Here is a 14518-nt window from a genome sequence, read left to right on the forward strand (position 1 = left end):
GTTTGGCCTGGGCCTTACCGCTAAAGTGATGCGGGCAATAAACAATAATGACGTGCAGCAAAACGAGGTCACACTTTCATGGCGAATTTTTTCATCGATCGCCCCATTTTTGCCTGGGTGCTTGCCATCCTGTTGTGTCTGACAGGTGTCCTGGCGATTACTTCTCTTCCCGTTGAGCAATATCCCGATCTGGCACCGCCTAACGTGCGTGTCACAGCAAACTACCCCGGCGCGTCCGCACAAACGCTGGAAAATACCGTGACGCAGGTTATCGAGCAGAACATGACGGGTCTGGATAATCTGATGTACATGTCCTCCCAAAGCAGCGCCACGGGACAGGCCACGGTTACCCTGAGCTTTGAGGCGGGCACCGACCCGGACGAAGCGGTACAGCAGGTACAAAACCAGCTGCAGTCGGCCATGCGTAAATTGCCCCAGGCCGTGCAGAACCAGGGCGTCACCGTGCGTAAAACCGGTGATACCAACATTCTGACCATCGCGTTTGTCTCCACCGATGGCTCAATGGATAAACAGGACATTGCGGACTACGTCGCCAGTAATATTCAGGACCCGCTCAGCCGTATTAACGGCGTGGGGGATATCGACGCCTACGGCTCACAGTACTCGATGCGTATCTGGCTCGATCCCAACAAGCTGAACAGCTATCAGATGACGGCGACCGACGTGACGGACGCCATCAAAGCCCAGAACGCCCAAATTGCCGTGGGGCAACTGGGAGGCACGCCTTCCGTCGATAAACAGGCCCTGAACGCCACCATTAATTCGCAATCTCTGCTTCAGACCCCGGACCAGTTCCGCAACATCACCTTGCGCGTGAATCAGGATGGCTCAGAAGTGCGTCTGGGCGACGTTGCTAAGGTGGAAATGGGTGCGGAGAAATACGATTACCTGAGCCGCTTTAACGGCAACCCGGCCTCTGGACTGGGAATTAAGCTGGCCTCCGGCGCAAACGAAATGGCGACGGCGAAGCTGGTATTGGACCGTCTGGATGAGCTGTCGCAGTATTTCCCGCACGGGCTGGAGTACAAAGTCGCCTATGAAACCACCTCCTTCGTTAAAGCCTCGATTGAGGACGTAGTCAAAACCCTGCTGGAAGCGATCGCCCTGGTGTTCCTGGTCATGTACCTGTTCCTGCAAAACTTCCGCGCAACGCTGATCCCCACCATTGCCGTCCCGGTGGTGCTGCTGGGCACCTTTGCGGTGCTTTACGCGTTCGGCTACAGCATCAACACCCTGACGATGTTTGCCATGGTGCTGGCGATTGGCCTGCTGGTGGACGATGCTATCGTGGTGGTCGAAAACGTCGAGCGCATCATGAGCGAAGAGGGGCTTTCCCCGCGTCAGGCGACGCGTAAATCGATGGGACAAATTCAGGGGGCGTTGGTCGGTATCGCGATGGTGCTGTCGGCGGTCTTTATCCCGATGGCCTTCTTTGGCGGTACAACCGGGGCGATTTACCGTCAGTTCTCAATCACCATCGTCTCGGCGATGGTGCTCTCCGTGCTGGTGGCGCTGATCCTCACTCCCGCGCTCTGCGCCACCCTCCTTAAGCCGCTGCACAAAGGGGAACATCACGGCCAGAAAGGGTTCTTCGGCTGGTTTAACCGCATGTTCAACCGCAACGCCGAGCGGTATGAATCTGCCGTCGGTAAAGTGCTACACCGCAGCCTGCGCTGGATGATGATTTACGTTGTGCTGCTGGGCGGCATGGTGTGGCTGTTCCTGCATCTTCCCACCTCGTTCCTGCCGCAGGAAGACCGGGGGATGTTCATCACCTCGGTGCAGCTCCCGAGCGGATCCACCCAGCAGCAGACGCTAAAGGTGGTTCAGAACGTTGAGCAGTACTTCTTCACCAAAGAGAAAAATAACGTTGTTTCGGTCTTCTCTACCGTCGGCTCCGGCCCGGGCGGGAACGGGCAGAACGTCGCCCGCATGTTTGTCCGCCTGAAAGACTGGGACGAACGCGATGCCAGAACGGGAACCTCGTTCGCCATCATCGAACGCGCGACCAAAGCGTTTGCCCGCATTAAAGAGGCGCGCGTCTTTGCCAGCAGCCCGCCCGCGATCAGCGGCCTGGGCAGTTCCGCCGGGTTTGATATGGAGCTGCAGGATCACGCCGGCGCGGGCCACTCGGCCCTGATGGCCGCGCGCGATAAGCTGCTAGAACTAGCAGGGAAAGATCCCGGCCTGACCCGCGTTCGTCACAACGGTCTTGACGACAGCCCGCAGCTTCAGGTGGATATCGACCAGCGTAAGGCGCAGGCGCTGGGCGTGTCGATCGAGGATATCAACGACACCCTGCAAACCGCATGGGGCTCAAGCTACGTAAATGACTTTATGGATCGCGGCCGCGTGAAAAAAGTGTATGTCCAGGCAGCCGCGCCGTTCCGCATGTTGCCGGATGATATTAATCGCTGGTTTGTACGCAATAATTCTGGCGGGATGGTCCCCTTCTCCGCCTTTGCCACCTCGCGCTGGGAGAGCGGTTCGCCGCGCCTGGAGCGCTATAACGGCTATTCGGCAGTTGAAATCGTCGGGGAAGCCGCGCCGGGCGTCAGCACCGGTACCGCCATGGACACCATGGAAAAACTGGTGCAGCAGTTACCTGCCGGTTTTGGTCTGGAATGGACGGCCATGTCTTACCAGGAACGCCTCTCCGGGGCGCAGGCTCCTGCCCTCTATGCGCTTTCTTTGCTGGTGGTCTTCCTCTGCCTTGCCGCGCTGTATGAGAGCTGGTCGGTTCCGTTCTCGGTCATGCTGGTGGTGCCGCTTGGGGTTATCGGTGCGCTGCTGGCGACCTGGATGCGCGGTCTGGAGAACGACGTTTACTTCCAGGTGGGGCTACTTACGGTGATCGGCTTGTCGGCGAAAAACGCCATTCTGATCGTTGAGTTTGCCAACGAGATGAATGCCAAAGGCCACGAGCTGATGGCCGCCACGCTGCACGCCTGCCGCCAGCGCCTACGTCCGATCCTGATGACCTCACTGGCGTTTATTTTTGGCGTACTGCCGATGGCAACCAGCACGGGTGCAGGCTCAAGCAGCCAGCATGCGGTGGGTACCGGCGTCATGGGGGGGATGATTTCGGCCACCATCCTGGCGATTTATTTTGTGCCGCTGTTCTTTGTGCTGGTGCGTCGTCGCTTCCCGCTCCGGGAGCGACAGGAATAACCCGCAGTCATAAAAAAGGCGGCTTAATCGGCCGCCTTTTTATTGTGTGATTAATTCACACTATGGTTATTTTACTTATTTTAGTGCTCTTGCAATTCTTACTGAATGTCATTTACGAAGCATGCCTTCGATAAAATCTTTCCAGTTCCCCAGTTCACGTTCAATCATAACAACCTCTCTTATTATTATGCGCATTCTACGAAAACGTATCATCATTGTGAAGACTGTTTAACCAATCGCTGTGATTGTACCCCGCCACCGTTGGGGATTTATGATAAATATGAACGGAGGAGTTTAAATTTTGTGTGACGGCCAGCAACATTTTGAAATAACCCTACGAACGGGTGAGTTTTATTTTACGCGCTGAGTTTATTCAGAATTTAAACACGGTGGACATCTATGCTTAAATGGTGAAAGTATATTCAGCGTACAAGTGTGAGTTGAATTAAGAAGAAGTATAAATCCAGAGCATTCCTGAGTGTGTTATATTCCACCTAAAGATATATCTTCGAATTTACTGAACGTTTAATCGCCATAAGAGCAAAAGGATTCAACATGGTTGTGATGTACGGCATTAAAAATTGCGACACCATCAAAAAAGCACGCCGCTGGCTGGAAACTAATAACGTCGAGTACCGCTTCCACGATTATCGTGCCGACGGGCTTGATGAAGAATTTCTGCATACCGCCATTAACGAACTGGGATGGGAAGCGCTGCTGAACACCCGCGGCACCACCTGGCGTAAGCTGGACGAATCCGTGCGCGCCAGCATCGTTGACGCCGACAGCGCGGCAAAGTTGATGCTCGACATGCCGGCAATTATCAAACGCCCATTGCTCTGCAAGCCAGGTCAGCCTATGCTGCTGGGTTTCAGTGAAACCCTTTATTCTGACTTTTTCGTAGAGGTGTAGTGTATGTCATGCCCGGTCATTGAGCTGACTCAACAGCTTATTCGCCGTCCCTCCCTTAGCCCGGACGACGCAGGTTGTCAGGCATTAATGATTGAGCGCCTGCGCGCCATCGGTTTTACCGTTGAGCGCATGGATTTTGGCGACACCCAGAACTTCTGGGCGTGGCGTGGCCAGGGCGAAACGCTGGCCTTTGCCGGGCACACTGACGTCGTTCCCGCGGGTGACGCTGATCGCTGGATTAATCCGCCGTTTGAGCCGACCATCCGCGATGGCATGCTCTTCGGCCGCGGCGCGGCTGACATGAAAGGCTCGCTGGCGGCGATGGTTGTGGCGGCAGAGCGCTTTGTGGCTCAGCATCCGAACCACAAAAACCGTCTCGCGTTCTTGATCACCTCCGATGAAGAAGCCAGCGCCCATAACGGTACCGTGAAGGTCGTTGAGGCGCTGATGGCGCGCAATGAACGTCTTGACTACTGTCTGGTCGGCGAGCCGTCCAGTACCGAAGTGGTGGGTGATGTCGTCAAAAATGGTCGCCGCGGCTCGCTGACCTGTAACCTGACCATACATGGGGTTCAGGGGCATGTGGCCTACCCGCATCTGGCCGATAACCCGGTCCACCGCGCCGCGCCAATGCTGAACGAACTGGTAGGCATCGAGTGGGATAAAGGCAACGAGTTCTTCCCGCCGACCAGCATGCAGATCGCCAACGTCAAGGCCGGAACCGGCAGTAACAACGTCATCCCGGGAGATTTCTTCGTCCAGTTCAACTTCCGCTTCAGTACCGAACTGACCGACGAGACGATCAAAGCGCGCGTTGTCGCTCTGCTGGAAAAATACAACCTGCGCTACACCGTTGACTGGTGGCTTTCCGGCCAGCCGTTCCTGACGCAGCGCGGCAAGCTGGTGGATGCGGTGGTGAACGCCATTGAGCACTATAATGAAATTAAGCCGCAGCTGCTGACAACGGGCGGCACCTCAGACGGACGCTTTATCGCCCGCATGGGTGCACAGGTTGTCGAACTGGGTCCGGTTAACGCGACGATTCACAAAATCAACGAGTGTGTGAACGCAGCCGATTTACAACTGCTGGCCCGCATGTATCAACGTATTATGGAGCAACTCGTCGCCTGACGAGCGCTCAGAGAGGAATAGCGAATGGATTGGCTTGCAAAGTACTGGTGGATTCTGGTGCTGGTGTTTCTGGTCGGCGTACTGCTGAACGTGATTAAAGACCTTAAGCGCGTTGACCACAAAAAGTTTCTCGCGAATAAGCCGGATCTCCCGCCGCACCGTGATTTTAACGACAAGTGGGACGATGACGACGACTGGCCGAAGAAAGACCAGAAGAAGTAATCGGTCTGTATCCCCTCTCCTGTGGAGAGGGGATAACCTCACATAAATTCAACAATATCATCATCATTCGGCTTACCGCCGCTGAGCGCTTCATCAAAGTAGTGCTTCGGCACGGTATAGCGCAGATGGTCGAGCGCAAACTGCATGCTGCGGTCGTCGATCGCGTGGCCCAGATCGTCAACAATATCCAGCGTCACATCCCCGCCCTCACGCACCAGCGCTTCCTGGGCAGCTACCGCATGCGAAAGCTCAATCACCCGATCTTCACCACCGTGAATGAGATGGATGGTGGTCTGCGTGGTCGCGCTTGTCGGTAACGTTGCATAACGCCCGTTAAAAGCGATGACGCGTGAAGCCAGACCGGGCTGCGCTTTTACGCTTTCCAGCGACATGATTGACCCCTGCGAGAAGCCAATCAGCGCCGTTGCGTCAGCGCCTACGCCGCTCTGCTGCTGCCAGTAGCGCACGATGTCGATAAACGTGGGCATGATCGCATCAATGCGCGCCTGACGGTTCTCCTCCGTCACGCCCTGAACCGGGAACCACTGCCGTCCGTCTGGACCGCACGGCTCCACGCCGCCGATGCTGACGATCAGTGCTTCCGGAAAAACGGGCGCAAACCAGCGGCCAATCTGTCCCATATTGACGGCATTATCGCCCACGCCATGAAACAGGAGCAGTAACTGTTTAGCCGGTTTGTCAGGGCTTTGAACAACAAAATGGTCGTGTTTCATGGCGGTCTCCTTAATTGATGAGCAGGATTTTACGCCTCTGCGGGGTAATGACCATGCCACTTTACTGAAGAAGTCATTGAAAAAATTGCCATTGCAAAATGTCGGCTTTCAGCTGTTGGCAGCGGGAATAATCAAGGCTCTCAAGCGCTTGCGCGGTTTCACTCCGCAGTTTAGCCAGCAGCGCTTTTCGCCCCATCTCCTCCGTCTTACCCTCTATTTTCCCGCGCAGCGCCGGAAGCGGCATGTCTGTAGCTAACACCAGCCGCGTCAGGGCAGCAACCGAGGTTGAAAACGCCCGGTGCGCAAAGGCAAACCCCGCCAGCTCCAGCCAGTCGTCACTATTAAGGGTAGCTTCCCAGGCATCGGTCACCGGGATCTTTTCACCGTTCCAGGCTGAAAGAACGCGCATATCACGACACAGGCGCTGGTGCTCCTGCGCGCACAGGCGGTGCCCGGCCTCGCTATGCGGCAATAAGGCCATCGCCGTGTAGCACCCGCTGCTGGCTTCCCGATGGCTGCCCATTCGCACCAGCACAAAGCCGCACTGCCGCCAGAAACGCCACAGCTCGTCGGTATAGCCAAAGCTTACCGAGAGATAATCTTCACCGCTGACGCTGCGAATAAGCCGCTGGCCGATGCCTTCCCGTTGACGGTGGGGATGCACCGCAATGCGGCTAATCCGCCGCCCCTTCAGCGTCGCCGCGAGAGGCGACCCGCCGTGCGCCGCCAGTGACTGCGCCACAAGGTTCCCGCGAGGACGACGAAAGCCCGCCCACACCGCGCGGCTCAGATCGGGGGGCAATCCCCCCTCTTCCACCAGCCAGAGCGCGCCCGCCATATCCGCCCCCGCGTGTGCAACCGCAAAGTGCTGGCCGGGGGCATCCATCATCCGGCGTAAATCGAGCGGGGACGTCCGGTAGTGCGCGGCACACAGCAGTTCATACACGCTTGCCACGCGCGCCGGGTCGCTCTCCCACATCCGCGGCTCCAGCAACCGTATACGCACGTCACCTTCCGGTTTGCGGTCAATAAGCGCGTCGTCAAACAGCAGCGTATTCGCCACTATCCGCTCAAGCGGACACCCGGCCGCCCAGCGAATGGGGGTGGATAAGGTATAACGCCGCAGCCCGCTGAACCGGGCGCAGAACTTAAGCAGAAACCCCCTGCCCGTGCCTTCATAACCCTGGACAGTGGTGGTCAGCAACACGCGGGGAAAGCGCGACACCAGCTTGTCCAGCAGCGGGCCGGGGATGGCTGCGGCTTCATCAACAATCAGCCAGTCGGCTTCTGTGGTGGAGGCCAGCAGCACATCCGGGGCCATAAAGTGAAAACGCTCGCCAGCGAAGCGCGCAATGACATCCGTTGCCCCTTTGGCCGGTGCAGTGACCACCGCACTCCCCTGAATGCTGTTGAGCAGCATCCCCGCCAGGGCTGACTTTCCGCGCCCCCGCGGCGCCGTCACGGCAGCGACGCCCGCAGGCATGGTCAGAAGCGCGTCGAGGATCTCCGCCTGCTCGCGCTGCGGCTCGCCGCTGGCTGGCTGCCAGGCGGGCGAATCCGGCGCAGCGGGAAGAGAGAGAGGACGATGCTGTTGCCAGACGATCGCATCCGCATCGGCGGCAAGGGTCCGGCAAAAATGGTGAACGAAGCGCGGGGTGGCGATGGGTTCCGCGCTGTCGCTCCAGCGCACGGAATCGCCGTCGGGCCTGTCGGCCCAGTCAGCGAGAGGCGGCACCAGCAGCACCAGCAGGCTTCCGGCGCGCAGCGTCCCGCTGAGTGCGGCAAAGGCTGAAACATCAAACCCGGCACGCGCGTCAAAAACGGCGTGCAGATATTCGCGTCCCAGCAGCCCGCTAACGGCTTTTGAGGGATTCTCCTCCAGCCACAGCCAGTCTCCCGGAAAGGCATCACGCAGGCCAGCCGCCTGGCTCAACGTCCATTGTTCATCGCCAGTGAGCACCACCAGACGGCGGTGCCCGGTACGCTCAAGCTCGCGCGTCAGATGTTCAAACGACACCATCACATGGCTTTGCCGAAGGTATTACACTGGGCCGGATCGCCGCTGTCAAAGCCGCGCTTGAACCAGCTGTAGCGCTGCTGTGACGTACCGTGAGTGAAACTGTCCGGCACGACATGGCCCTGGCTCTGCTGCTGCAAACGGTCATCGCCGATGGCCTCAGCCGCGTTTAATGCCTCTTCAAGATCCCCGGATTCCAGCACGCCCTGCTGCTGCATGCTGTGGCCCCAGACGCCCGCGAAGCAGTCCGCCTGCAGTTCCATTTTGACGGAAAGGCGGTTCACTTCGGCCTGAGACGCGTTCTGCTGAAGCTGGCGCACTTTGGGCTCAATCCCCAGCAGCTTTTGCACGTGATGGCCGACTTCATGCGCGATAACGTAGCCCTGAGCAAAATCACCGTCAGCGCCAAGCTTGCGTTTCATGTCATCGTAAAAAGAGAGATCGATATAGACGGTGCCGTCTGCCGGGCAGTAGAACGGCCCCATCACAGATTGCCCGGTACCGCATCCGGTGCGGGTTGCGCCCCGGTACATCACCAGCTTAGGCTGCTGGTAGGTGCGCCCCATCTTCTCGAACTGCTGACTCCAGGTGTCTTCAGTTGTGGCGAGAATAACGGAGGTAAATTTGGCCGCTTCATCTTCATTCGGGCTGATGGAGCGCTGAGAATGCTGTTGCTGCTGCAGCGGTTGACCGGTCATCAGACCGGTGAGGTCGACCCCGTAGTAACCTGCGACCAGCACCACAATCAGCAGGATGATACCGCCCTTGCCGCTGGGTAAGCGGAAGCCGGGCCCGCCCATTGAAGGACCGCCGCCACCATCACTGCGTCTGTCTTCTACATTGTCACTTTCACGACGCCCTTGCCAGCGCATAACCACCTCGAACTATTCCATTAATAATAGCTATGATCGTAGGCGGTTAACGGCAAGATTACCATAGGAAACAAAGGTAAGACGCCAAAGGATGCGAACATCCTTTGGCAACTGAGGAACTTAGTCGAGCTTAACGCCTAAACGGTGAGCTACCGCCTCGTACGCTTCAATCAGGCCACCCAGGCTCTGACGGAAACGGTCTTTGTCCATTTTATCCAGGGTTTCTTTATCCCACAGGCGGCTGCCGTCCGGGGAGAACTCGTCGCCCAGCACCACTTCACCTTTGAACAGACCAAACTCCAGCTTGAAGTCGACGAGGATCAGGCCCGCGTCATCAAACAGCTTTTTCAGCACGTCGTTGGCTTTGTAGGTCAGTTCCTGCATGCGCGCCAGGTTCTCTTTGCTCACCCAGCCGAAGGTTTCGCAGTAGGATTCGTTGACCATTGGGTCGTGCATGGCATCGTTTTTCAGGAACAGGTCGAACAGCGGTGGATTCAGCTCAATACCTTCTTCAATGCCCAGACGCTTCACCAGGGAGCCTGCCGCACGGTTACGAATCACGCACTCAACCGGAACCATATCCAGTTTTTTCACCAGACATTCCGTATCGGACAGCAACGCTTCCATCTGGGTCGGGATACCCGCTTCGGCCAGTTTGGTCATAATGAAGTGGTTGAACTTGTTGTTCACCATGCCTTTACGATCGAACTGCTCAATGCGTGCGCCATCCCCTGCTGACGTATCATTGCGGAACTCGAGCACCAACAGATCCGGGTTCTCCGTGCTGTATACGGTCTTCGCTTTGCCACGATACAACTCAGCTTGCTTCTGCATCTTCATTACTCCTGGTGTGATAATTTGCGTTCAAAACGGGGTATATTATGCCACGCACACGTTTGCGTAGCACGAAAATAAAAAGGGCGGGATTAACCCGCCCTCGTATTTATTTGCTGAATGCTGCCTGGAAGACAGCGACCAGCGCATCGTTCTGCGCTTGGGTCAGCGTGTGACCTTTTGGATCGATAAACTGCAGGCTGCTGCGGTTATCGAGGTCACCTACCTGAATCTTGTAATCACCGGAGGCAAGCTGAGGATCTTTGGCGCCCAGTTCCTGCCACGCGCTGTCGGACAGCGGCTTATAGGTCGCCGTCATGCTGCCGGTTGAACGGGTGCTGTCGGTCACTTTCATGCCCACTTTTTCCAGCGTCGCTGGCAGGCGCTGCCAGGTCTGGTTAAACGGTGCACGCACCACCAGCATTGGCAGGCCGGTGTCATCCGCGCCGCTCTGAACGTCGTACGTGACGCCGTTACGGTTCTGCGCGGCGTTCGCGGCATCGGTAGCGGTCTTATCCAGACCTGCGGCGATCACGTTCAGCATTTCAGTGCTGTAACGCTGCATAGAGGCGGCATCCGCAACCGGTTTACCCGCCTGCTCCAGGTTCAACAGCTTAACGTTAACTGCCTGCTGGTAACCCTGTGGTTTCACGGAGACCTGATAGCGTCCACGGTACTGCTGATCTTCATCAAGACGGTTCCACTCGATCCAGTCGGTGGTTAACGTCTGGCTGGCGTCATCGCGCTTATCAATGGTGTAATTCTTCGCCTGAATAACGCTGACGACCTGTGGCCACAGATTGCTTCCGCGCGCGCTTTCAACCAGCAGAGACGCCGTATCACCGGTGAACTGGGTACGCGCCCCGCTTACCAGCGCCAGAGGCTGTGCTGGCGGACGAATATCAAGCGCTTTACCAACCAGGCCGCTGCCGTTGGTCACGGGAATATTATAATCGCCGTTTTGAATCGGCAGGATCATACCAGCCGGTGCATGAAGTTCAGCAAGCGGGGTCGCATCCAGATAGGATTCATCACCGCTCACCTGGCGCTTGTAGCGCGAGTCTGAACTACAGGCAGCGAGCAGCATAACAAGCGAAACACTCGCAACCTTCGCCAGGCGCGACTTCTGTACTGAATAAGCCATCAAATCTCCCTAAACTTTACAGCAAACCGGCATGCTTCAGCGCTGCCCTGACGATGTCGCGACCGTGGTCGGTAATCGGTGTCATTGGCAAACGCAGCGTATCGGATGCTACAAGCCCCAACTCCTTACACGCCCATTTCACTGGGATCGGATTGGGTTCGACAAATAATTTATTGTGCAACGGCATCAGACGCTGATTAATGACACGCGCTTCATTATAGTGACCGGCTGCGGCCAGTTTGCACATTTCAGCCATATCGCGCGCCGCAACGTTCGCCGTTACGGAGATCACGCCATGACCACCAAGCTGCATAAAGTCCAGCGAGGTCGCATCATCACCACTCAACAGGATAAAGTCGTCTGAAACCAGCTCTTTGATCTGATGAACGCGGCTTAAGTTCCCTGTCGCCTCTTTAATACCGATAATATTTTTTACTTCCGAGAGACGACCAACGGTTTCCGGCAGCATATCGCAGCCGGTACGGGACGGCACATTATACAGAATTTGTGGCAAGTCAGTATGTTCAGCGATGGCTTTGAAGTGCTGGAACAAACCTTCCTGAGTAGGACGGTTGTAGTAAGGGGTTACCGTCAGACAGCCCACGATGCCGCTGTCGTTAAAACGTTTGGTCAGGCTGATCGCTTCTGCGGTCGCATTAGCACCTGTCCCCGCAATGACCGGAATACGTCCGTCAGCCAGTTCCAGGGTCAGCATAACCACATCGCCGTGCTCTTCGTGGCTCAGCGTTGCAGATTCACCGGTAGTCCCTACCGAAACGATCGCCGAGGTTCCATTGGCGACATGGTAATCAATCAGCTTTTTCATGCTGGACCGGCAGACATTACCTTTTTCATCCATCGGTGTAACAAGCGCGACAATACTTCCCGTGAACATGAGCCATCCTCTGTGCGAACAAGAGCCTCAATGGTACGTTTGGAACTGTAATAAAAGCAAGCGACCTGAGGCCCTCTGGCGGTTGTATGCACGTTTTTTTTATGCTTTCCTTAGGAAGACTTAACCATGCAAAGGAAGAACAGGTTTGACAACCTCATCACAACATTACCTGGTTATCACCGCGCTGGGTGCCGACAGGCCGGGTATCGTGAACACCATCACCCGTCACGTGAGCAGCTGCGGCTGTAACATCGAAGACAGCCGCCTGGCGATGCTCGGCGAAGAGTTCACGTTTATCATGCTGCTGTCCGGAACATGGAATGCCATTACCCTTATTGAATCCACCCTGCCGCTGAAAGGCGCGGAGCTGGATTTGCTGATCGTCATGAAGCGCACCACCGCACGCCCGCGTCCGGCCATGCCCGCGACCGTCTGGGTGCAGGTTGAAGTCCCTGATTCTCCGCATCTGATTGAGCGCTTTACCGCGCTGTTCGACAGCCATCAGATGAACATTGCGGAACTCGTCTCCCGCACGCAGCCGGGCGACGAAAGCACCGTTCCCACGCTCTTTATTCAAATTACCGCACACAGCCCTGCCTCGCAGGATGCGTCAAATATCGAGCAAGCGTTCAAAGCCCTCTGTACAGAATTAAACGCGCAGGGCAGTATAAGCGTCGTCAATTATTCGCAGCACGAACAGGATGGAGTTGAGTAATGAATCCACTGAAAGCCGGTGACATCGCACCGAAATTTAGCTTACCGGATCAAGACGGTGAGCAAGTAAATTTGACCGACTTCCAGGGACAGCGTGTTCTGGTCTATTTCTACCCGAAAGCCATGACCCCCGGCTGCACCGTACAGGCCTGCGGCTTACGCGACAACATGGACGAGTTGAAGAAAGTCGGCGTGGAAGTGCTGGGAATCAGCACGGATAAACCAGAAAAGCTGTCACGATTTGCGGAAAAAGAGCTGCTGAACTTCACGCTGCTTTCCGACGAAGACCACCAGGTCTGCGAGCAGTTCGGCGTCTGGGGTGAAAAGACCTTTATGGGTAAAACCTACGACGGCATTCACCGCATCAGCTTCCTGATTGACGCTGACGGTAAAGTTGAACATGTGTTTGACGACTTCAAAACCAGCAACCACCACGACGTGGTGTTGAACTGGCTGAAACAAAGCGCCTGATAAACAGCAAAACGGCAACCCAGGTTGCCGTTTTTAGTGTTTTCCCCCTCTCCCTGTGGAAGAGGCTCGGGGTGAGGGCATCAGGCCGCACAAAAACTACTTCTCCTCCACCGCAGGCACATCGGGCCACGCGTGCACCACCGCTTTAATCAGCGTCGCCAGCGGAATGGCAAAGAACACGCCCCAGAACCCCCACAGCCCGCCGAAAATCACCACCGACAGGATAATCACCAGCGGATGCAGGTTCACGGCCTCGGAGAACAACACCGGCACCAGCAGGTTACCGTCCAATCCCTGAATAATCAGGTATACCGCAAAGCAGCTCCAGAACTCGGTACCCAGCCCAAACTGGAACAGCGCAACGCCCACCACCGGAATGGTCACCACAAACGCGCCGATATACGGGATCAGAACCGAAAATCCGACCAGCACCGCGAGCAACAGCGAGTAGTTCAGGCCGAAGATCAGGAAGCCAATCCAGGTCGCCACGCCCACCACGATCATCTCCAGCACCTTGCCGCGAATGTAGTTGGTGATCTGCTGGTTCATCTCCTGCCAGACCTGCCCGGCCAGCCCGCGATTGCGCGGCAGCACGCGGCGTACCGCGTTCAGCATCTGCTCTTTGTCCTTGACCAGGAAGAACACCATTAGCGGCACGAGCACAAGATAGACGGCCAGCGTCAGCAGACCCACCAGCGAGGCCAGAGAGTATTTCACCACCGAATCGCCCATCGTCATGATGCGGGCGCGCATGTTTTCGGCCATCGCATCTATGATCCCCGCATCCATCAGCGCGGGGTAACGACGCGGCAGCGTGGCGGCGAAATCAGACAGCTTGTTCAACATGCCGGGCATATCGCGGATCAGGTAGATCCCCTGCTGCCAGGCAACCGGCATCACCACAAATGCCATCAGCAGCAGAATGCCGACAAACAGCACCAGAACGATACTCGTTGCCCAGCGGCGCGAACAGCCGATATGTTCCAGGCGCGCCGTTGGCCACTCCAGCAGGTATGCGAGCACAATCGCCACCAGCAGAGGGGCGAGAAGGCCGCTGAAGAAGAACAGAATACCGAACCCGGCAACCAGAATAACCAGCAAAGCAATGGCTTCCGGGTCACTGAACCGACGCCGATACCACTGCATTAACATTTCGAGCATACAACCCTTCCCTGAATCGATTGGCGGGAGTGAGACGGTGAATTGTATCTAACTGTCACAAAAAAGACTTTCGCTTTTTGTATCCCTGTCACAATCCGCAAAAGCCTGATGAATGGGATTTTCTTCATGCGGTAACACGGCTACACTCGCAGGGCAGTAGAGATGAACGATATGCCGGTTCATCGGTCAAATTAGCACCTCCAACATACAGGACAGTGG

14 protein-coding genes are annotated in these 14518 nt (G+C 56.5%); 6 read left to right on the forward strand and 8 right to left on the reverse strand.

Annotated elements, in window-relative coordinates:
* The first annotated feature begins 78 nt into the window (after nucleotides 1-78).
* Nucleotides 79-3192 (forward strand): multidrug efflux RND transporter permease AcrD, encoded by a 3114-nt coding sequence (gene acrD / locus ACTJI7_RS10475; protein ID WP_048999955.1) that lies wholly within the window; start codon nucleotides 79-81, stop codon nucleotides 3190-3192.
* Nucleotides 3193-3300: 108 nt separating this feature from the next.
* Here acrD and ypfM read toward each other — a convergent pair whose 3' ends face one another.
* Nucleotides 3301-3360, reverse strand: coding sequence for a protein YpfM (gene ypfM, locus ACTJI7_RS10480; RefSeq protein ID WP_015572204.1), 60 nt, complete (start codon nucleotides 3358-3360; stop codon nucleotides 3301-3303).
* A 387-nt stretch (nucleotides 3361-3747) separates the two neighbouring features.
* On the opposite strand from ypfM, the gene ACTJI7_RS10485 reads away from it, so the two are divergent.
* The 3 genes from ACTJI7_RS10485 to ACTJI7_RS10495 are packed head-to-tail and all read left to right on the forward strand — an operon-like array spanning nucleotide 3748 to nucleotide 5457.
* The gene (locus ACTJI7_RS10485; RefSeq protein WP_193030364.1) at nucleotides 3748-4104 is read left to right on the forward strand and encodes an ArsC family reductase; all 357 of its coding nucleotides are present in this window, start codon (nucleotides 3748-3750) and stop codon (nucleotides 4102-4104) included.
* Between the two features lie 3 nt (nucleotides 4105-4107).
* Entirely contained in the window at nucleotides 4108-5235 is a 1128-nt protein-coding gene (dapE, locus tag ACTJI7_RS10490; protein WP_028014016.1) for a succinyl-diaminopimelate desuccinylase, read from the forward strand.
* Between the two features lie 24 nt (nucleotides 5236-5259).
* Complete coding sequence (locus ACTJI7_RS10495) at nucleotides 5260-5457, forward strand: YpfN family protein (RefSeq protein WP_013098222.1); 198 nt, start codon at nucleotides 5260-5262, stop codon at nucleotides 5455-5457.
* Nucleotides 5458-5495: 38 nt separating this feature from the next.
* Here ACTJI7_RS10495 and ypfH read toward each other — a convergent pair whose 3' ends face one another.
* The 6 genes from ypfH to dapA form a co-directional block, all read right to left on the reverse strand.
* The gene (gene ypfH / locus ACTJI7_RS10500; protein WP_028014017.1) at nucleotides 5496-6191 is read right to left on the reverse strand and encodes an esterase; all 696 of its coding nucleotides are present in this window, start codon (nucleotides 6189-6191) and stop codon (nucleotides 5496-5498) included.
* Nucleotides 6192-6264: 73 nt separating this feature from the next.
* Entirely contained in the window at nucleotides 6265-8211 is a 1947-nt protein-coding gene (locus ACTJI7_RS10505) for a tRNA(Met) cytidine acetyltransferase TmcA (protein ID WP_440670277.1), read from the reverse strand.
* Nucleotides 8211-9080, reverse strand: a complete 870-nt coding sequence (gene ypfJ, locus ACTJI7_RS10510) for a KPN_02809 family neutral zinc metallopeptidase (protein WP_041908778.1) — start codon at nucleotides 9078-9080, stop codon at nucleotides 8211-8213. Before ypfJ ends, ACTJI7_RS10505 begins: the two co-directional genes overlap by 1 nt.
* 120 nt (nucleotides 9081-9200) lie before the next feature.
* The gene (gene purC, locus ACTJI7_RS10515) at nucleotides 9201-9914 is read right to left on the reverse strand and encodes a phosphoribosylaminoimidazolesuccinocarboxamide synthase (RefSeq protein ID WP_023332985.1); all 714 of its coding nucleotides are present in this window, start codon (nucleotides 9912-9914) and stop codon (nucleotides 9201-9203) included.
* Nucleotides 9915-10023: 109 nt separating this feature from the next.
* Nucleotides 10024-11058 carry an outer membrane protein assembly factor BamC gene (gene bamC, locus ACTJI7_RS10520; RefSeq protein WP_028014020.1) on the reverse strand — a complete coding sequence of 345 codons (1035 nt, stop codon included), beginning with the start codon at nucleotides 11056-11058 and terminating at the stop codon, nucleotides 10024-10026.
* 16 nt (nucleotides 11059-11074) lie between these two features.
* The gene (gene dapA, locus ACTJI7_RS10525) at nucleotides 11075-11953 is read right to left on the reverse strand and encodes a 4-hydroxy-tetrahydrodipicolinate synthase (RefSeq protein WP_028014021.1); all 879 of its coding nucleotides are present in this window, start codon (nucleotides 11951-11953) and stop codon (nucleotides 11075-11077) included.
* A gap of 145 nt (nucleotides 11954-12098) precedes the next feature.
* On the opposite strand from dapA, the gene ACTJI7_RS10530 reads away from it, so the two are divergent.
* Entirely contained in the window at nucleotides 12099-12668 is a 570-nt protein-coding gene (locus ACTJI7_RS10530; RefSeq protein WP_028014022.1) for a glycine cleavage system transcriptional repressor, read from the forward strand.
* Entirely contained in the window at nucleotides 12668-13138 is a 471-nt protein-coding gene (gene bcp, locus ACTJI7_RS10535; RefSeq protein ID WP_014171119.1) for a thioredoxin-dependent thiol peroxidase, read from the forward strand. Before ACTJI7_RS10530 ends, bcp begins: the two co-directional genes overlap by 1 nt.
* A 96-nt stretch (nucleotides 13139-13234) precedes the next feature.
* Here bcp and ACTJI7_RS10540 read toward each other — a convergent pair whose 3' ends face one another.
* Nucleotides 13235-14299: an AI-2E family transporter gene (locus ACTJI7_RS10540; RefSeq protein ID WP_028014023.1), complete on the reverse strand. Its 1065-nt coding sequence runs from the start codon at nucleotides 14297-14299 to the stop codon at nucleotides 13235-13237.
* Nucleotides 14300-14518 lie beyond the last annotated feature (219 nt).

It is taken from the genome of Enterobacter sp. 22499, from assembly GCF_052044815.1.
GTDB classification, from domain to species: domain Bacteria; phylum Pseudomonadota; class Gammaproteobacteria; order Enterobacterales; family Enterobacteriaceae; genus Enterobacter; species Enterobacter bugandensis.